Genomic DNA, 18,088 nt, shown 5'->3' with positions numbered 1-18,088 from the left:
GTCCCTTTCCTCGTCGCTTCGGCTCGGCTCAACGCTCGGCGCGGCGACACAGGTCGCTGGCCTGCCGCCGGAAGTCGACGTGCAGGCGCGACCAGAGGGAGGCTCCGGGACGCATGGCGACCAGCATACCGGGTTTCGGACCATGCCAGTCGGAATTATGGGTTGACCCCGCCGGGCCCCGCCCGCCCCCGCGGGAGGGGTGGCGGTCACGCGCCGCCGGGGGCGGGCGACGAGGCCAGGAGGGCGCGCAGCACGTAGGGCATGACGCCGCCGTGCAGGTAGTGCTCGACCTCGCGGGGGGTGTCGAGCCGCACCTGCGCCTTGAAGGTGACGTCCCCGGCGTTGACGGTGACGTACGGGGGCACCACGCCGTCGTTGAGGGCCGCCAGGCCGGTGACGGTGACGGTCTCCTCCCCGGTCAGGCCGAGCGCGTCGGCGCCCTCGCCGGGCCGGAACTGCAGCGGCAGGATGCCCATGCCGACCAGGTTGGAGCGGTGGATGCGCTCGTAGGACTCGGCGATGACCGCCTTGACGCCCAGCAGGGCGGGCCCCTTGGCGGCCCAGTCGCGCGACGACCCGGTGCCGTAGGCGGCCCCGGCGACGACCACCGTGGGGACCCCCGCGTCCCGGTAGGACAGGGCCGCCTCGTAGATGGACGTGACCTTGCCGCCGTTGAGGAAGTCGCGGGTGTAGCCGCCCTCGGTGCCGGGGGCGACCTGGTTGCGCAGCCGGACGTTGGCGAAGGCGCCGCGCATCATGACCTCGTGGTTGCCGCGGCGCGAGGCGTAGGTGTTGAACCGGTCGGGGGTGACGCCGAGCCCGGACAGGTGCCGGCCGGCGGGGCTCGCCGGTGGGATGGCCCCGGGCGGCGACATGTGGTCCGTGGTCACCGAGTCGCCCAGTTTCACCAGTATGCGGGCGCCGACGATGTCCTCGGCGGGCTTCGGGCGGCGGGTCAGGCCGTCCAGGTAGGGCGGGCGGCGGATGTAGGTGGACGCCTCGTCCCAGGGGAAGGTGTCCGACTCCGGCGCGTCCAGGCCGCGCCACCGCTCGTCGCCGCCGAACACGTCGGTGTAGCGGCGGGCGAACATCTCCGGTTCCAGCGACGACGCGACGACCTCGCGGATCTCGGCGTCGCTCGGCCAGATGTCGCGCAGGTGGACGGGCCGGCCGTCGGAGCCGGTGCCGAGCGGCTCGGTGAGCAGGTCGATGTCCATCGTCCCGGCGATGGCGTAGGCGACGACGAGCGGCGGGGACGCCAGGTAGTTCAGCGCGACCTCCGGCTGGATGCGCCCCTCGAAGTTGCGGTTGCCCGACAGCACGGCGGCCACGGTGAGGCCGTGGTCGCGGACCGCCCGGGACACCTCGTCCACCAGCGCCCCGGACGCGCCGATGCACGTCATGCAGCCGAACCCGGCGAGGTGGAAGCCGAGCGCCTCCAGGTGGCGGGTGAGGTCGGCCTTGGCGTAGTAGTCCATGACGACCCTGGACCCCGGGGACAGGGTGGTCTTGACCCAGGGCCGCCTGGTCAGCCCCCTGGCGACGGCGTTCCTGGCCAGCAGCCCGGCCGCCACCATCACGGCGGGGTTGGAGGTGTTGGTGCAGGAGGTGATCGCGGCGAGAGCGACGGCGCCGTGGCCGAGGCGGTGCTCGGTCCCGTCCAGGACCACCGGCACGCCGGACGCGGCGCCGTCGGCCGGGCCGGGCGGCAGCGAAGCCCGGAACGCCGACTTGGCGGCGGTGAGCGGCACCCTGTCCTGCGGGCGGCGGGGCCCGGCGATGGACGGCACGACCGCGGACAGGTCCAGCTCGACCTCCTCGGTGAAGGCGGTCGGCGCCTCGGGGTCGTGCCACATCCCCTGCTCCTTGGCGTACGCCTCCACCAGGGCGACCTGGTCGGCGTCGCGGCCGGTGAAGCGCAGGTAGCGGACGGTCTCCTCGTCGATGGGGAACAGGGCGCAGGTCGAGCCGTACTCGGGGCTCATGTTGGCGATGGTGACCCGGTCGGCCACGGGCAGCGCGGCGACCCCCGGGCCGTGGAACTCCACGAACTTGGCGACCACGCCGTGCCCGCGCAGCAGCTCGGTGATGGTCAGCACCAGGTCGGTGGCGGTGGCGCCGGGCGGCAGCCGCCCGTGCAGCCGGACGCCCACGACGGGCGGCAGCGGCATGGCGATCGACTGCCCGAGCATCGCGGCCTCGGCCTCGATGCCGCCGATGCCCCAGCCGAGGACGCCGAGCCCGTTGACCATGGTGGTGTGCGAGTCGGTGCCCAGGCAGACGTCGGGGAACGCCCAGCCGTCCCGCACCATCACCACGCGCGCCAGGTGCTCGACGTTGACCTGGTGCATGATGCCCGTGCCCGGCGGGACGACGGTGAAGTTCCGCAGCGACTTCTGCCCCCATTTGAGGAACCGGTAGCGCTCGCGGTTGCGTTCGTACTCGATCTCGGTGTTGCGGGCCAGGGCGTCGGGACGGCCGAACACCTCGGCGATCACCGAGTGGTCCACCACCAGTTCGGCCGGGATCAGCGGGTTGACGCGGGAGGGGTCGCCGCCCAGGCCGGCCATGGCGTCCCGCATGGCGGCCAGGTCGACCAGGGCGGGCACGCCGTTGGTGTCGTGCAGGAAGACCCGGGCGGGCCGCAGCTCCAGCACCTGCTGCCCGGCCCGGTCCGGCCGCCAGTCCGCGAGCGCCCGGACGGCCGCTGCGGAGTCGGCGCCGTCCTGGTGGCGCAGCAGGTTCTCCAGCACGATCTTCAGGCTGTACGGAAGGTGCGCGGGGGCGAGGTCGGCGACGCGGTGGAAGAGCAGCCGCCGATCCCCCACGCGCAATGTCGCGCGGGTGCCGAACGCGTCGTGCTCGGACGCGACCGTCGCGGTGGGGGCGGAGCTCATGGTCTGCCTGCCTCTCTGGTGGTTGTCGGGTCGTGGACGGTCAGTTGGGGGTGGGGCCGCCGGATACGCCCTCGCCGATGAGGACGCCTTCGGGGAACGCCGGGACGCAGAACGTGTTGACGTGCCCGTCCTCCGCCAGCCACTCGGCGGCCACGGCCTTCCAGGCCGCGTAGTGCGGGGCGGAGCGGTGCTCCTGGTAGAAGGCCGCCTCGTCGCGGTAGACCTCGTACAGGACGAACCGGTGCGGGTCCTCGGCCGTGCGCAGCACGTCGAACCGCAGCATCCGGGTTCGCGGCGGCCGGCCTGCGCGTTGGCCCGGATCCCGGCCAGGAACTCCGCGGCCTTGCCGGGCCGCACCTGGAGCGTGACGATCACGACGAACATCAGGCTCCGGCCTCCCGGGGGCCGGGCGGGCCGAGCACGGCCGCCGCGTCGATGCCGCACGAGCGGGCCAGGCGGTCCAGGTCGCGGCGGGTCTTGGCGGGCAGCGCGACGCCGTCGCGGGCGGCGGCCGCGGCGTTGCGGTCCTCGATCTCGCCGGGGTGGAAGATCTCCTCGAAGCCGGGGGCGAGCGGCACCGCCTTGGTGAGGCCGATGAGGTCGCCGAGCCGCCGGTCGAACTCCCCCCGGTCCAGGAACGCCTCCACCCGCAGGGCGATCAGCAGGTGGCCGCAGCCGCTGCGCCGGTCGGGCACGTAGGGGCCGGCGACGCCGGTGGCATAGGAACTGCCGGTCAGGACGCCCGACAGCACGTCCATCATGAACGCGATGCCGTAGCCCTTGTGCCCGGCCATGGGCAGCACCAGGCCGTCCAGAGCGGTCCGCGGGTCGGTGGCCGGGGTGCCGTCGGGGCCGATGGCCCAGCCGTCAGGCAGCGTCTCGCCGCGTTCCAGGGCCGCGTAGATCTTGCCGCGGGCGACCGTGGTGTTGGAGATGTCGAGGACGACGCCGCCGGGCACGGCGATCGACCAGGGGTTGGCGCCGACCGTCTTGGCCCGCCCGCCCCACGGCGCCATCGCGGGGCTGCCGTTGGTGGTGAGGATCGCGACGCAGCCCTCATCGGCCATCATCCGGGTGAAGTAGGCGGCGGTGCCGAAGTGGTTGCCGCCGCGGACGGCGACCGCGCCGACGCCGTGCTCGCCGGCCCGGCGCACGGCCTCGCGGGCCGCGCGGGCGGTGATCACCTGGCCGACGCCGTCCCGGCCGTCCAGCACCGCGACGGCCCCGCCGTCGACGACGGTCGCCACCTCGGTCACCGGTCGCATCGCCCCGGAGCGGATGCGCTCGACGTACCAGCCGAGCCGCAGCATGCCGTGCGACGGGTGGCCCCACATGTCGGCGGTGACCAGGCTGTCGGCGACCAGGGCGGCGTCGTCGCGCGGGACGCCGACCGCGGTGAGGATGCCGGTGCCGAGCTCCACCAGGTCGGAGGCGGGGACGGTCATCGGCGGCTCCCGGCGGGCGTGCCTGTGCCGTGCCGGGCCTGCAGGTCGGCCGCCTGCTCGGGCGTCAGCGGCCGGGTCGGTTGGTCGCGCAGCAGCAGCCATAGGCGGGCGGTCTCCTCCAGTTCCTCGAGGGCGTCGGCGGCTCCGGCCAGGTCGGCGCCGGCGACCACCGGGCCGTGGTTGGCCAGCAGGAAGGCGTGGGCGGTGGCGGCCGTGCGCTCGGCGAGCGGCTCCAGCGCGGTGTCGCCAGGGGCGTGGTAGGGCAGCAGCGGCAGCCGTCCCACCCGCATCGCGTAGTAGGCGGTCAGCGGCGGCAGCGCGTCGTCGGGGTCGACCTCGGCGTGGCACGACACGGCGACCGAGTGGGTGCTGTGCGTGTGGATCACGGCGCCCGCGCCGGGCCGGGCCCGGTACACCGCGGCGTGCAGGAACGCCTCCTTGGACGGGCGCGGGCCGGACAGGTGCGTTCCGTCGAGCCCGACCAGCGCCAGGTCCTCGGCGGTCAGCGACGCCAGCGAGCCGCCGGTCGGGGTGACCAGGAACCCCTCGTCCACGCGGACGCTGATGTTGCCGGTGCGGCCGTGGGTCAGCCGCCGCGCGAACAGCGACGCGCCCAGCGCGACGATCTCTTCACCGATCACTGTCACTCGGTCTCCTCCAGGGCCCGGACGAACAGGTCGCCGCGGCCGAAGTTGCCGGACTTGAGCAGCAGTGCGAGGCGGGGCTCGCCGGTCGTCAGGCACCAGGGCACGCCGCGGTCGGCCTCGCCGGTCACCACGACCGAGCCGATCCCCAGGCCCCGCACGACCGCGCCGGAGGTCTCTCCCCCGGCCACGACGATGCGGCGGACGCCCAGGTCCACCGCGTGCCGGGCGGCGGCGGCCAGCGCCTGCTCCACCGCCTCGGCCGCCCCGGCGTCGCCGCGCTCGCCCGGGGCGGCCGAGGAGTACACCATGACGGGGCCGCGCCCGGCGTGGTCGTCCAGCCAGGCGCGCACCCCGGCCGCCGGGTCGCCGGGGGCCGCGGGGTCGAGCCGGTAGGACGGGAACACCTTGCGGGCGTGCTCGACCTGCTCGAGCGTGGCCGCCGAGCAGCTGCCGCTGAGCACGATGGCCGGCCCGTGCGGCAACCGCGCCCGCTCCGGCCCGGTGACGCCCGCTCCGGCGGCGTCCGCTCCGGCGGCGTCCGGGCCGGTGAGCAGGTGCCCCACCGCGCGGGCCAGCCCGGCGGCGCCGGTGACGACCGGCAGGTGCGCGGTGCCCTCGGCCAGGGCGGTCAGCTCCTCGCCGCAGGTGGCGTCAGCCACGACATGGCGGACGCCGCGCCGCCCCAGCTCCTCCAGCGCATCGCGGACGGCCGCCCCGCCCCGGCGGACCACCGGCAGCGGCAGCAGGCCGACCGGGTGCGGGGTCTGCCGGGACAGCACGGCCACCAGGTCCGGGTCCGTCATCGGGGTCAGCGGATGGTGCCGCATCGACGTCTGCGACAGCAGCCGGTCGCCGACGAACAGATGCCCCTGGTAGACGGTGCGGCCGTGCTCGGGGGCGGCGGGGCACACCACCGTCTGGGCCGTGCCGGAGGCGTCCAGCACGGCGTCGACGATCGGGCCGATGTTGCCCTCGTCGGTGGAGTCGAACGTCGAGCAGTACTTGACGTACACCCGGGGCACGCCGTGCCCGGCCAGCCACTCGCGCACGGCCAGCGACGCCGACACCGCCTCGGCGACCGGCGCCGTCCGCGTCTTCAACGCCACCACGACCGCGTCGCACTCCGGCAGCGGCGCGTCCGCGCCCGGCGGTCCGAACAGCAGCGCGGTGCGCGCTCCCGCCCGCCGCAGCGCGGCCGCGACGTCGGTGCCGCCGGTGTAGTCGTCGGCGATGCACCCGAGCAGCGGCCCCCGCCGCGACGCGGCGCTCATGGCGCCTCCGCCGGGTCGAGCAGCCGCCGCCGCAGCGCCTTGGCGGCCATCAGCGGCGGGCTGAGCACGGGGACGGGCAGCCGCTCGGCCAGCTCGGCGTGCACCGGGGTCAGCGAGTACTGGCCGAGCACGAACAGGTCCACCGACCCGGCGTGCGCGTCGGCCGCGGCGGTGAGCGACTCCAGCAGCCGGTCGCGGTCGCCCGCGGCCGCCGCGCCGGCCGCCCCGGCGGCGGTCACCCCCACCAGCCGGGTCGGCGCCGCACCGGACGGCCCGGCACCGCGGGACAGCACCGCCTCCAGGCGCCGCACCGAGTCGGCCACGGCCGAGTCCAGCGAGCCGATCACCGCCGCCCGGGCCGGCCGCCGGGCGGCGACCTCGCCGAACATCGCCTCGTCCGAGCCCATCACCGGCACCGGGTGCAGGCCGCGGGCCAGCTCCGCGGCCGGCCCGTACATCGAGCACGACAGCAGGACGGCGTCCGCGCCGCCGCGGACGGCGTGGTCGATCAGGGCGAGCATGCGGCGGCACAGCTCGGGGGTCATGCCGCCGGCGGCGTCGGCGTCGGTCACCAGCCGGTCGTCCAGCAGGTGCCAGATCCGGGCCTCCGGGAAGCCGTCGCGCAGGCCCCGCGTGGCCGGGGCCATGGAGGCGGCCGCCGCGTTGACGACCGCCACCGTGGCCGGGGTCCGCTCCGCCGCCATCACAGCCGCTCGACGGTGGTCGCGACGGACTCGGCGAACTCGCGGGTCCCGGCGGTGCCGCCCATGTCGGCGGTCTTGGTGCCGGCCTGCACGGTCGCCGCCACGCCCTTCTCGATCAGCGCGGCGGCGTCGCGCAGCGCCTCGTCGCCGTGCCGGCCGCCCAGCCACTCCAGCAGCATCGCCGACGACAGGATCATCGCGGTGGGGTTGGCCTTGTCCTGCCCGGCGATGTCGGGCGCCGAGCCGTGCGCGGCCTGCGCCATGGCCCGGTCGTGCGAGGCGTTGATCGACGGGGCGATGCCCAGCGACCCGGCGATCTCCCCGGTCAGGTCGGACAGGATGTCGCCGAACATGTTCTCGGTGACCAGCACGTCGAACTCGGCGGCGCGGCGCAGCAGGTGCACGGTCATCGCGTCGATGTGGTAGTCGTCCACGGCGACGTCGGGGTAGTCGGCGGCCACCTCGCGGCACACGTCGCGGAACAGGCCGGTGGTGAGCTTGAGCACGTTGGCCTTGTGCACGATGGTGACCTTGCGGCGGCGCCGGCGCGCCAGCTCGAACGCCTGCCGCGCGATGCGCTCGACCGCCGGGCGGGTGATGATGCCCATCGCGATGGCCACGTCCGGGGCCGGCATGTACTCGCCGGTGCCCCGGTAGGTGCTGCGGTCGGCGTAGAACCCCTGGGTGTTCTCCCGCACGACCACCAGGTCGGTGCCCGGCACGATGGCGTCGGCGTCGTCGAGCGCCTTGGCCGGGCGGATGTTGGCGAACAGGTCGAAGTGCTTGCGGATGGTGCCGCTCGGGTTGAGCTTGGAGCGGTGCGGCTCGGGGTAGGCGGCGCTGTCGTGCGGGCCCAGCAGCCAGCCGTCCAGGTCGGCCAGCGCCTCCAGCGTGGCGGCGGGGACGGCGTCGCCGTGCTCGTCGATGGCCGCGCGGCCGAGCGGCAGGTCGACCCATTCCACGGCCCCCGCCCCGGCGGCGGCGAGGGCGGCGTCGACGATCCGCACGGACGCGGGGACGATCTCCGGTCCGATGCCGTCGCCCGGCAGGACGCCGAGACGGTAGGTCTTGGTGGTCACGTGGTGAATTTCCCTTCCGTATTGGTTCGTGGCGGCTCGGGCCGGTCGCGGGCCGGCCCGGGCTCGTCAACCGGAAACGGTGGTGAGGGCCTCGATGTCGGGGGTGACGACGTCGGTGGTCGGGTACAGCAGGCACACCTCGGGGTCGACGGCCAGGGTGATCTCACCGGTCAGGCCGGGGCGCCCGGTGGCGACCTGCACCGCGTGGTCGCCCAGCCGCACGTCGTACTCGAAGCGCGCGCCGACATAGCTGCTGGACAGCACGGTGCCGGTGAGGACGTTGGCGTCCGGCGGCGGCTGCCGGTCGGCGGTCAGCACCTTGATGCGTTCGGGCCGGACGGCGACGGTGACGCGCTGCCCGGCCTCGACGCCGGCCTTCGCCGCGCGGGTCCGCACCCGCCGGCCGTTGCAGTCCAGGACGACCTCGGTGCGCCCGTCCGACGCCGCCGCGACCTTCCCGGTCAGGAAGTTGCAGCGCCCGACGAACGCGGCGACCCCGGCGGTCGCCGGCTCCTGGTAGATCTCGGTGGGGCTGCCGACCTGCACCAGGTGCCCTTCGGACATCACGGCGATGCGGTCGCTGAGCGCCAGCGCCTCCTCCTGGTCGTGCGTCACGTAGACGGTGGTGATGCCCAGGTCCTCCTGCAGGCGCTTGAGCCAGGCGCGGGCCTGCTCGCGCAGCTGGGCGTCCAGGTTGGACAGCGGCTCGTCCAGCAGCAGCACCGTCGGCGAGTAGACCAGCGCGCGGGCCAGCGCGACCCGCTGCTGCTGGCCGCCCGACAGCTGGTGCGGGTAGCGGTCGCGCATGTCGGCCAGGCCGACCTTCTCCAGCGCCTCGCCGATCAGCGCGGTCTGCCGCCGCCGGTCGACCTTGCGGATCCGCAGCGGCAGGGCCAGGTTCTGGGCGACCGTCATGTGCGGCCACAGCGCGTACGACTGGAACACCATGCCCAGGTTGCGTCCCTCGGGCGGGACGAACGTGCGGGAGGCGGTGTCCACCATCGTCCGGTCGCCCACGGCGATGCTGCCGGTGGTGGGCCGTTCCAGCCCCGCGACGCAGGACAGGGTGGTGGACTTGCCGCAGCCGCTGGGGCCGAGGAGGGTGAAGAACTCCCCGTCTCTGATCGTCAGGTCGATGCCGTGCAGCACCGTGGTGGCGGCGAACTTCTTCGACAGGTGCGAGATGGTGACGTCAGGCATCCTTGTGCCCTCTCATGAGCAGCCCGGCGACGGCGACGACCGCCGCGGTGATGACGATCTGCAGGGTGGCCAGCGCCGCGACCGAGCCGGTGTTCCCCTGGACCCACAGCTCGAGCATCGTGGTGCCGATGACATTGGCGTCGGCGGAGCCGAGGAACACCGCGGGCGTGTACTCCTTGAGCATCGTCACGAAGACGAGGATCAGGGCGCCGGCGAACGCGGGGCGCAGCAGTCTGGCCAGCACCCGGACGAAGGTGCGGACCCAGTCGGCGCCCGAGACGCGGGCGGCGTTGTCCAGCTCGCGGCCGATCTGCATCAGCGGCGGGGCGATCGACCCGAACGCGCCGGGCAGGGCCCGCACCCCGAAGCCGATGAGGACGGCCCACAGGGTGCCCTGGAGCGCCCCTCCGATGCCGAGCGGCGCGAACGCCAGGGCCCAGAACAGGCCGATGCCGACGATGATGCCGGGCATCGCCTGCGGGGCCAGCGCCAGGTACTCCACGGTGCGGGCGAACCGGAACTCCGAACGGCGCGACACCATCACCGCCACCATCGCCAGGGCGGCGACCAGCACCGCGCCGAGGGCGGCGATGATCAGGCTGTTGCGGATCGACTGGACGTACGCCTCGTAGGTGAAGATCCGCTCGTAGTTGGCGGTGGTGAGCGTCTTCAGCGGCGACTGCAGGGGCGTGAACACCAGGGTGAACGAGCGGAACATCAGCCCGCCGATCGGCACCAGGGCGCCCAGCACCACGTAGAGGATGATGGCCGCGATGCTGACCCACTTGAGCCGGCCCAGGTCGAGCCTGCGCAGCCGGGTGGCCTTGCCCCGCACCGAGACGAACCGCTGCGCGTCCCGCAGCAGCTTGGCCTGCAGGATCACCAGCAGCGCCGTGACCAGCAGCACCAGCGCCGACGCCGCGCCCAGCACCCCGTAGTCGGGATCGACCGACTTGAGCCCGTGCCGGTACAGGAAGGTGGAGAACACCTCGATGCCGACCGGCTGGCCCAGCAGCAGCGGGACGCTCAGCGTCTCGATGGACACGCTGACCACCAGGATGGAGCTGTAGACGATCGGGGGGCGCAGCAGCGGCACCACCACCGACGTCAGGATCCGCAGCGGGCCGGCCCCGCACACCTGCGCCGCGGCCTCCAGGGAGGCGTCGCTCTGCCGCAGCGCGTTGGCGCAGAAGGTGTAGGCGACGGGGGCGAGCGCCACCGCCTCGGTCAGCGCCATCCCGGGGATGGAGTACAGGTTCCACGGGACGAAGCCGAGCAGCTGCCGCACCTGCACGCTGACGAACCCGGCCGGGCCGTACATGGTGATCCAGCCGAAGCCGAGGATCAGCGAGGAGATGAAGAACGGCCACTGCATGGCGGCGGCGAACAGGCGGCCGCCGGGCAGCTCGGTCCGCACCACGACCACCGCCATCGGCACCGCGATCAGCAGCGTGATGAACGTGGTGAGCAGGCAGAAGTAGACGGTGTTCAGCACGACCTCGCCGAACCCGGCCTCGGTGAAGAGCCGGACGTAGTTGTCCAGGCTCACCACCCCGCCGGCCTCGTACAGCGGCCGGTCGAGCAGCGACTGGTACAGGATGGGCACCACGGGGGCGACCACGAGCAGCGCCAGCGCCGCCAGGGCCGCGTACTGGAGCCACTGCTCGCGTCCCAGGCCGAGCGGCCTGCGGTAGGCGGGGGCGTCCGGCACCGCGTCACCGGGGGGCGGGCCGGCCGCGCGCGACGGTTCGGTCATCGTTGTCATCGGATGCGTTCCCTTCGCCCGGGTCACTGCCCGAGCAGGCCGTTCCACCGGGAGACGAAGGCCTTGACCTGGTCGTCGGCCACGTGGGTGTACTTGACGAACACCAGGTTCCCCGCACCGACCTGGCGGACGAGCTCCTGGTAGGTGCGCCGGTCCTCGCGGGACTCCACGCCCTCCCGGTAGGAGGTGAGGCCGCCCTCGGCGAGGGCCCGCTGGCCCTCCTCCGACAGCACGAAGTCGGTGAACAGCTTGGCGGTGGCCGGGTGCGGCGCCTTGGCGTTGATGCCGATGCCCCGGGGCAGCACCACCGTGCCGTCCTTGGGGAAGGCGAGCTTCAGCAGGCCGCCGCTGTTGGCGATCATCGGGTAGGCGGGGGCGGCGCTGATGAAGAACCCGGCGTAGTACTCGCCCGAGATGATCTTCTCCAGCTGGGTGCCCGAGGAGGTCTCGGGGCGGGCCAGCGGCAGGATCCGCTGCAGGGACGCCCAGGAGCCGGGGCGGGCGGTGGTGAAGGCGTGGGAGACGGTGAAGCCGAACGCCCCGTCCACGTCCCGGGTGGTGATCTTGTTGCGGTACTTGCCCTGGTCGCCGGCGACCATGTCGGCGAGGTCCTGGATGCCGGTCGGCTCCTTGGGCAGCATCGAGCTGTTGTAGGCGATGCCCAGGGGATCGACGGACATCGTGTAGACGTTGGGCAGCAGGGTCGCGAAGTCGGGGAGCTTGTCCGCCTCCGGCGACCTGTACTCCATCACCGTGCCCTTCTTGGCGGCGAACTCCGCCCACCCCTGGGCGGCGTTGGAGACCAGGACGTCGGCGGGCGACCCGTTGGTGGCCTGCTCGCTGAGCACCCGCTGGAACACCTCGTCGCTGTCGAGGTTGTTGGCGGAGATCTTGGTGATCCACGGGTACTTGCGGCGGAAGTCGCGGAAGATCGGCGCCCAGTTCTCCTGGTCGGTGTTGGAGTAGATGGCGAGCGTGCCGCCCTCGCGCTTGGACGCCTCGATGACCTGGCTGTAGTCCGCCGGGTAGTACGAGGGCGCCTGCCCGGTCGCCACGACGTTGGCCGGGTGCGATCCTCCGCCTCCGCAGGCGCCCAGCAGCCCCATGGCCGTGGCCGCGGCTCCCAGGCTCAGCGCCAGGCGGGTGCGGCGGGGCCGTGTCAGCCGGCCCCGGGGGCGCAGCGGCCACCGGATCGACGAAGCAGGCATGTGGGTTTCCCTCCTCGGTCAGGGCGGACCCGTCTGGTGGGATGGCGAGGTGTGATGGCCGCCACTCTGCTTCGTTATAACCTATGACGTCAACCCCCGGGCATGATTTTTTTGGTCGGCCCGCTTCCCCGGTTACGCTCGGACCAGGATGTGTGCGCTCGACAGGCGGGATGGTTCGGACGTTCGACGCGGCCGATCCGGACGCGACAAGGGTGGTGTAGGCTATAAGGGTGACCGACGCGATGGGGGGCCCATGAGCCAGCCGACGGAGCCCATGACCAAGGCCGAGTTCGCCTACGTGCAGGTCCGGGAGCGGATCCTGTCGGGCGAGCTCCCCCCGGGGTCGGTCATCCCCCAGGCGAAGCTCGCGCGCGACATCGGCATCAGCACCACCCCGCTGCGCGAGGCGCTGCGCCGCCTCAAAAGCGACGGCCTGGTGGACCTGGACGCCCACCGGGACGCCCGGGTGACGCCGCTGACCGCCGAGGAGGCCCGGGACCTGCTGGAGATCCGGCGTTCACTGGACCCGCTGGCGGCCGCGCTGGCCGCCGAACGCCGCACCAAGGACGACATCCGCGCCCTGCGCGAGTCCGCCCACGGCCTGCGCCCCCTGCCCGGCGAGCCCACGGTCGAGCAGCTGGTCGCGCACCGCCGCTTCCACGCCGCGATCTACCGCGCCTCCCACAACGACCTGCTCATCAGCACCCTCGACGGGTTGTGGGACAAGGCCGACCGGTACCGGCGGCTCGCCCTGGAGGTCGAACGCAGCCAGGCCGAACGCGACAAGAAGGCGGCCGAGCACCAGGCGCTGCTGGACTGCGTCATCGGCGGGGACGCCGAGGGCGCCGCCGCGGTGATGCGCGAGCACATCGACACCAGCCTGGGCGTCCAGGCGGCCCGCCGGCTCCGCACGGCCCTCGCCGCGGACGGGGATGCCGGACCGGCCGCCGCCCTGCTGCAGGACGCCTGAGCCCGGCCGCGCCTCCCCGGATCAGCGCAGGGGGCGCCTCATTCGGTGCCGGACCCGATCTTCCAGAGCCGCACCGTGTGGTCGACGTGGCCGGTGGCCAGGGTCTTGCCGTCCGGACTGAACGCCACCGCGTCGACCGTCATCACCCGGACCTTGTAGGTGGTGGGCCGGTTGGTGGCCAGATCCCACACCCACGTCGTGCCGTCGGAGTCACCGGCGGCCAGGTACTTGCCGTCCGGACTGTAGGCGAGCGACTTGATCCAGTTGGCGGCGTCGTCGAAGGTGCCGATCATGCGCTTGCGCGCCACGCTCCACAGGCGCACCTTCTTGTCGCCTCCGCCGGACGCCACGGTCTTGCCGTCCGGGCTGAACGCCACCGCGAAGACGCCGTCGTCGTGGGTGCCGAGCTCGGCGATGTTCCGCCCGCTCGCCACGTCCCACAGCGTCACCGGGTTCTGGTTGCTGCCGATCGCCAGGATCTTGCCGTCCGGGCTGAACGCCACCGACTCGGCGTTGTAGGCCAGGCCCTCCAGCTCGGCGCGCACCCGCCGGGTGGACATGTCCCACAGCCTCATGGAGGGGCTGCCGCTGTCGGCGGCGGCCAGGATCCTGCCGTTCGGGCTGAACGCCAGGGAGGAGATGTCGATGCTCTTGTCCTTGAGGAGGGCGCCAGCCTTCCTGGTTCTGGTGTCCCACAGCTGCACCCCGTCGCCCATCCCGCCGGCGGCCAGGATCCTGCCGTCGGGGCTGTAGGCCAGCGAGTGGACCTCTTCCCCGTAGTCGTCCAGGACGGCGACCGCGCGCTCGCCGGCGACGTCCCACAGCCGCACCGTGCCGTCCTTGGCGCCCGAGGCGAGGGTCCGGCCGTCCGGGCTGAACGCCACCGCGTGCACGTCGTCGGTGTGGCCCTTGAGGATGGTGTTCTCCGACTGGTCGGCGTTGAGCACGCGGTCGGCAGCGAAGAGGATCCCTCCCGCGGCCGCGCCGGCCACGACGACGAACCCGCCGAGCAGGAACGCGCGGCGCCCCGTCTTGCGGCGCGGCGGCGGACCGCCCTGCGGCATCCCGGCCACCGGCGGAGGCACCGGCCCGACGCCCGCGGCGGGCTGGGCGTGCGGGCCGCCCGGCCCGGGCCCGGCCGCCGCGGCCGGCGGCACGTTCGGGGCGGGGGCGGCGCCCATCGGCCACGGCTGCGGGGTCTGGGCGCCGGGAGCGGGGTGGACACCCGGGTACGGGGCGGCGGGGGCCGGATTCACCGGCGGAGGCGTCGGAGCCGGGCTCGGGTTCGGCGTCGGCGACCAGGACGGCGGCTGCTCCATGGACGACGCGGAGCCGGAGGCCAGAGCGCGCAGCCGCGCCGCCACCTCCTCGGCCGACGCGGGCCGGTCGGCGGGGTTCTTGGCGAGCAGCCACAGGACGAGCCGGTCCAGCTCGGCGGGGACGTCGGGGCGGTGCCGGGACGGCGGCACCGGTGCGACGGTCAGGTGCTGGCGCATCAGCGCGGGCACCGTCTCGCCTTTGAACGGCGCGTCGCCGGTCAGCAGCGCGTACAGGGTGCAGCCGAAGGCGTACAGGTCGGTGCGGGCGTCGGCGGGCCGCCCCTCGTACTGCTCGGGAGCCATGAAGGCGGGCGTGCCCAGCATCCCGCCGGTGGCGGTGAGCCCGGTGGCCTCGGCGGACCGGGAGATCCCGAAGTCGCAGATCTTCACGCCGCCCTCGGCGAGCTCCATGAGGTTGGCGGGCTTGATGTCGCGGTGCACCACGCCCCGGCGGTGCGCGTAGGCCAGCGCGTCGGCCACCGCGGCCCCCGTCTCCAGGACCCGGTCGACGGGCAGGCCGCGCGGGTGGCGGGCCAGGATCTCGGTGAAGTCGGTGCCGTCCAGCAGCTCCATCACGAAGAACGGGTGGCCGTCGTGCTCCCCGATGTCGTGCACCACGGTGATCCCCGGGTGCTGCAGCTGCGCGGCGTTCTCGGCCTCCCTGCGCAGCCGGGCGACCACGGTGGCCGAGCCGTGCATGTTCCCCAGGACGATCTTCACCGCGACCTGCCGCCGCAATTGCGTGTCCTCGGCGGCCCACACCTCTCCCATGCCGCCTTGGCCGAGCCGCTTGGTGAGCCGGTATCTGCCGGCGAGCACCGCTCCGGTTTCCACGCCCCTGTTCCCTTCCTCGGCAACCACCCCCGTCGCCGGGCGGGATAAATCACACCACCGGCCGCTGACGTTCCGCAAACACATCGCGGGCATTCGCACCGGACCGGATGTTCCGCACCGGGGCATCGGCAAAGGCTTCGATGTGCTCGCCCCGCCGAGCTGCTGCGACCGAGACGTTACTGATCGTCAGCAATTCCCTTCCATTCAGCGGAAAAAGATCCGCGGCAACGCGCTGACCTGCCGCAAGCATGGACGCCACCCGTTTCCCGTGAGGCAGTTCACAGGAGGTCGCTCATGGCGTCCCACCCCGCTCGTGCCTGGGCGCTGCCGCTCTGCTGGGCGGCCGTGCTCCTGGACGGCTTCGACCTGGTGGTGCTCGGCACGGTCCTGCCGGTGCTGCTGCGCGAGCACGTCTGGGACCTGACCCCGGGCACCGCGTCGGCGGTCTCCACGGTGGGCCTGGTCGGCATGACCATCGGCGCGCTGGCGATCGGTGCGATCACCGACATCGTCGGCCGCCGCAAAGCGCTGATCGCCTCCGTGATCGCCTTCTCGGTGTTCACCGTCCTGTGCGCGGTCGCACCGTCGGCCGCGGTGTTCGGCCTGCTGCGCTTCCTGGCCGGTCTCGGCCTGGGCGGCTGCCTGCCCACCGCGATCACGCTGGTCGGCGAGCACGCCCGGCGGGGCCGCAGCAGCAGCGCCACCACCACGATCATGACCGGCTACCACGTCGGCGCCGTGCTCACCGCCCTGCTGGGCATGGCGGTCATCCCGGCGCTGGGCTGGCGCTCCATGTTCGTGATCGGCGCCCTGCCCGCGCTGGTGCTGGTGCCGCTCATGGTGCGGTACCTGCCCGAGTCCACCTCGTTCCTGGCCGCCCGCGCGTCCGGTGAGGCGAAGCCGGCCACCGCCGCCACGGTGGGCACCCTGTTCCGGGGCGGCCTGCTGCGCACGACGCTGGCGTTCTGGGTGGCCTCCTTCATGGGTCTGCTGCTGGTGTACGGCCTGAACACCTGGCTGCCGGAGATCATGCGCCAGGCCGGCTACCCGCTCGGCGCCGCGCTGAGCCTGCTGCTCACCCTGAACCTCGGCGCCATCGCCGGCCTGTTCCTCGCCGGATACGTGGCCGACCGCCGGGGCGTGCGGCCGGCGACGATCGGCTGGTTCGGCGCCGCGGCGGTGTTCCTGGCGCTGCTCAGCATCAAGCTGCCGAGCGTCGGCCTGTACGCGGCGGTCTTCCTCGCGGGCTGCTTCGTGTTCAGCGCCCAGGTGCTGGTCTACGCCGCCGTCAGCCGCGCCTACCCGGTGGCCAGCCGCGCGACCGGCCTCGGCGCCGTGGCCGGAGTCGGCCGCATCGGCGCGATCTGCGGCCCGCTGCTCGGCGGCTCCCTGCTGTCGGCCGGGCTCGCCTACCCGTGGGGCTTCTACGCGTTCGCCCTCATCGGCGCCCTCGGCGCGGCCGCGATCTCCTTCACGTCGATGCGCCAGGAGACCGCAACCGCCGAACAGACCCCGGCGGCCGTCCACTCCTGATTGCGCTCCCCGGGCCGTCCCCCACCCCGACGGCCCGGGGCCCACCACCCCGAGGCGACCTCCCAGAAGCGCCCCGAGAGAAGCCAGAACCCCACAACCGCACGTCCCCCAAAACACGATGGGCCCTGCTCTCCGAGCAGGGCCCACAGCGGTTTCCGAGGGCCACCCTCACAAGGCACAGCGGCGCGTCCGGTGGATCAGCGGTGGCCGGGGTGGTCCGGCCCGGTGGCGGCGGGCCGGGCCTGGCGTCGGGGTGGCGGTGCCGCGTCTTGCTTCGGGGCGGTTGGCGTGGTTCTCGACCGCTGTGCGGTGTCAGCAGGGCGGCTGCCTTGGAGGCGGGCACGTGACCGCGGACACAACCTAGGATCCGACGCAAGCCCCCAAGAGCCCCCCGGAACGAACACGGAGCCGCAAACACCGCCCCCGAACACACAACAGGCCCTGCGCAGAGGCGAGCACAGCTCACCGAGCACAGGGCCCAACGGGGGTTCCAGGGGGTCGCCCCCCTGGGAGGAATCCGGAACGAGCCGCGGGAAGCGACCCCGCAGGGGCCGCGACCACACGTCGCCCGCGAAGTGGAGGTGGCGGGAATCGAACCCGCGTCCTTCGGTGATGAGGCAGGGCTTCTCCGGGCGCAGCCTGCTAGGCGCTTTTCTCGGCCCCGGCGCTCTCGCAGGCGAGTCGCCGACGGGCTCAGTCGCTGTTGGATGTCCCTACGCACCCCGCGACCGGGTGCGCAGGTTGAGTCTCCTCATGATGCCGGATCCCGGGTCGGAGACGCTCCCGGGCCGACAGAGTTCGGCCTCGCTCAGGCGGCGAGGGCGAACTCGGACTGCTTCTGGTTGGCAGTTATTGGTTTGCGGTCACTGGGATTTACGAGGTCACGACCGCAACCCTCGGCCCGCTTCCCCTGCTTCGACCGACCGAAGTCGAAACCGGTCACCCCCATGTTCAGTTGTCAACCGGGACGGCGGACGTCCCGTCGACTGACGTTACAAGGATAACGCGCCTCGCGCCAAGGGAATTCCCCGCGGGCAGCGTGATGCCCCGGTGGGCGACGCTATCGCGCCCACCGGGGCTGACCGGCAGGGTCGGGCCGGTCCGGACGGCAGAGCCTCCCCCGAGACGAGGCTCTGGTCTCATCACGGCGACTGAGTCCGCAACCCCCCAAGCGGTGTCTCAGTCACCTGTAAAGACGACCGGGAGCCCGCGGATG

The 18,088-nt window shown here is 73.3% G+C and carries 13 protein-coding genes, 1 other RNA gene and 1 pseudogene; 2 read left to right on the top strand and 13 right to left on the bottom strand.

Going from position 1 to position 18,088, the window contains the following annotated elements; translation table 11 throughout:
- Nucleotides 1-206: 206 nt before the first annotated feature.
- The 10 genes and pseudogenes from acnA to ABD879_RS13180 form a co-directional block, all read right to left on the bottom strand.
- Nucleotides 207-2,897 carry an aconitate hydratase AcnA gene (gene acnA / locus ABD879_RS13225; RefSeq protein WP_345021077.1) on the bottom strand — a complete coding sequence of 897 codons (2,691 nt, stop codon included), beginning with the start codon at nt 2,895-2,897 and terminating at the stop codon, nt 207-209.
- 40 nt (nt 2,898-2,937) lie between these two features.
- Nucleotides 2,938-3,281 (bottom strand): annotated as a pseudogene (locus tag ABD879_RS13220) (putative quinol monooxygenase).
- Entirely contained in the window at nt 3,281-4,342 is a 1,062-nt protein-coding gene (locus ABD879_RS13215; protein ID WP_345021072.1) for an Ldh family oxidoreductase, read from the bottom strand. The pseudogene ABD879_RS13220 and the gene ABD879_RS13215 overlap by 1 nt, the downstream one beginning before the upstream one ends.
- A complete protein-coding gene (gene otnC / locus ABD879_RS13210; protein WP_345021070.1) occupies nt 4,339-4,989 on the bottom strand; it encodes a 3-oxo-tetronate 4-phosphate decarboxylase in 651 nt (216 codons plus the stop codon). The genes ABD879_RS13215 and otnC overlap by 4 nt, the downstream gene beginning before the upstream one ends.
- The gene (gene otnK, locus ABD879_RS13205; RefSeq protein WP_345021068.1) at nt 4,986-6,260 is read right to left on the bottom strand and encodes a 3-oxo-tetronate kinase; all 1,275 of its coding nucleotides are present in this window, start codon (nt 6,258-6,260) and stop codon (nt 4,986-4,988) included. The genes otnC and otnK overlap by 4 nt, the downstream gene beginning before the upstream one ends.
- Nucleotides 6,257-6,964, bottom strand: coding sequence for an aspartate/glutamate racemase family protein (locus ABD879_RS13200; protein ID WP_345021066.1), 708 nt, complete (start codon nt 6,962-6,964; stop codon nt 6,257-6,259). Before ABD879_RS13200 ends, otnK begins: the two co-directional genes overlap by 4 nt.
- A complete protein-coding gene (locus tag ABD879_RS13195; protein ID WP_345021064.1) occupies nt 6,964-8,043 on the bottom strand; it encodes an isocitrate/isopropylmalate dehydrogenase family protein in 1,080 nt (359 codons plus the stop codon). The genes ABD879_RS13200 and ABD879_RS13195 overlap by 1 nt, the downstream gene beginning before the upstream one ends.
- A gap of 66 nt (nt 8,044-8,109) precedes the next feature.
- Nucleotides 8,110-9,243 (bottom strand): ABC transporter ATP-binding protein, encoded by a 1,134-nt coding sequence (locus ABD879_RS13190; RefSeq protein ID WP_345021062.1) that lies wholly within the window; start codon nt 9,241-9,243, stop codon nt 8,110-8,112.
- Nucleotides 9,236-10,999 carry an ABC transporter permease gene (locus ABD879_RS13185; protein WP_345021060.1) on the bottom strand — a complete coding sequence of 588 codons (1,764 nt, stop codon included), beginning with the start codon at nt 10,997-10,999 and terminating at the stop codon, nt 9,236-9,238. The genes ABD879_RS13190 and ABD879_RS13185 overlap by 8 nt, the downstream gene beginning before the upstream one ends.
- Before the next feature lie 32 nt (nt 11,000-11,031).
- On the bottom strand, nt 11,032-12,216 hold the full coding sequence (locus tag ABD879_RS13180) for an ABC transporter substrate-binding protein (RefSeq protein WP_345021058.1): 1,185 nt from the start codon (nt 12,214-12,216) through the stop codon (nt 11,032-11,034).
- 253 nt (nt 12,217-12,469) lie between these two features.
- Between ABD879_RS13180 and ABD879_RS13175 the strand changes: the two genes are divergently transcribed.
- The gene (locus ABD879_RS13175; RefSeq protein WP_345021056.1) at nt 12,470-13,186 is read left to right on the top strand and encodes a GntR family transcriptional regulator; all 717 of its coding nucleotides are present in this window, start codon (nt 12,470-12,472) and stop codon (nt 13,184-13,186) included.
- Nucleotides 13,187-13,224: 38 nt separating this feature from the next.
- On the opposite strand, the gene ABD879_RS13170 is transcribed toward ABD879_RS13175, so the two are convergent.
- Both ABD879_RS13170 and ABD879_RS13165 read right to left on the bottom strand, forming a co-directional pair.
- Nucleotides 13,225-15,339 (bottom strand): WD40 repeat domain-containing serine/threonine protein kinase, encoded by a 2,115-nt coding sequence (locus tag ABD879_RS13170; RefSeq protein WP_345021054.1) that lies wholly within the window; start codon nt 15,337-15,339, stop codon nt 13,225-13,227.
- Between the two features lie 49 nt (nt 15,340-15,388).
- Nucleotides 15,389-15,589, bottom strand: coding sequence for a hypothetical protein (locus tag ABD879_RS13165; RefSeq protein ID WP_345021052.1), 201 nt, complete (start codon nt 15,587-15,589; stop codon nt 15,389-15,391).
- A gap of 44 nt (nt 15,590-15,633) precedes the next feature.
- Here ABD879_RS13165 and ABD879_RS13160 point away from each other — a divergent pair, with 44 nt between their 5' ends.
- Complete coding sequence (locus tag ABD879_RS13160) at nt 15,634-16,872, top strand: MFS transporter (protein WP_345021050.1); 1,239 nt, start codon at nt 15,634-15,636, stop codon at nt 16,870-16,872.
- Between the two features lie 573 nt (nt 16,873-17,445).
- Here the strand turns inward: ABD879_RS13160 and ssrA are convergent.
- Nucleotides 17,446-17,819: a transfer-messenger RNA gene (gene ssrA, locus ABD879_RS13155) on the bottom strand.
- Nucleotides 17,820-18,088 lie beyond the last annotated feature (269 nt).

This window comes from Actinomadura keratinilytica (assembly GCF_039539665.1).
In the GTDB taxonomy this organism is placed as follows: Bacteria; Actinomycetota; Actinomycetes; order Streptosporangiales; family Streptosporangiaceae; genus Spirillospora; species Spirillospora keratinilytica.
Note: the sequence above shows the minus strand (reverse complement) of the source record. Positions and strands in the feature narration are given on the sequence as shown.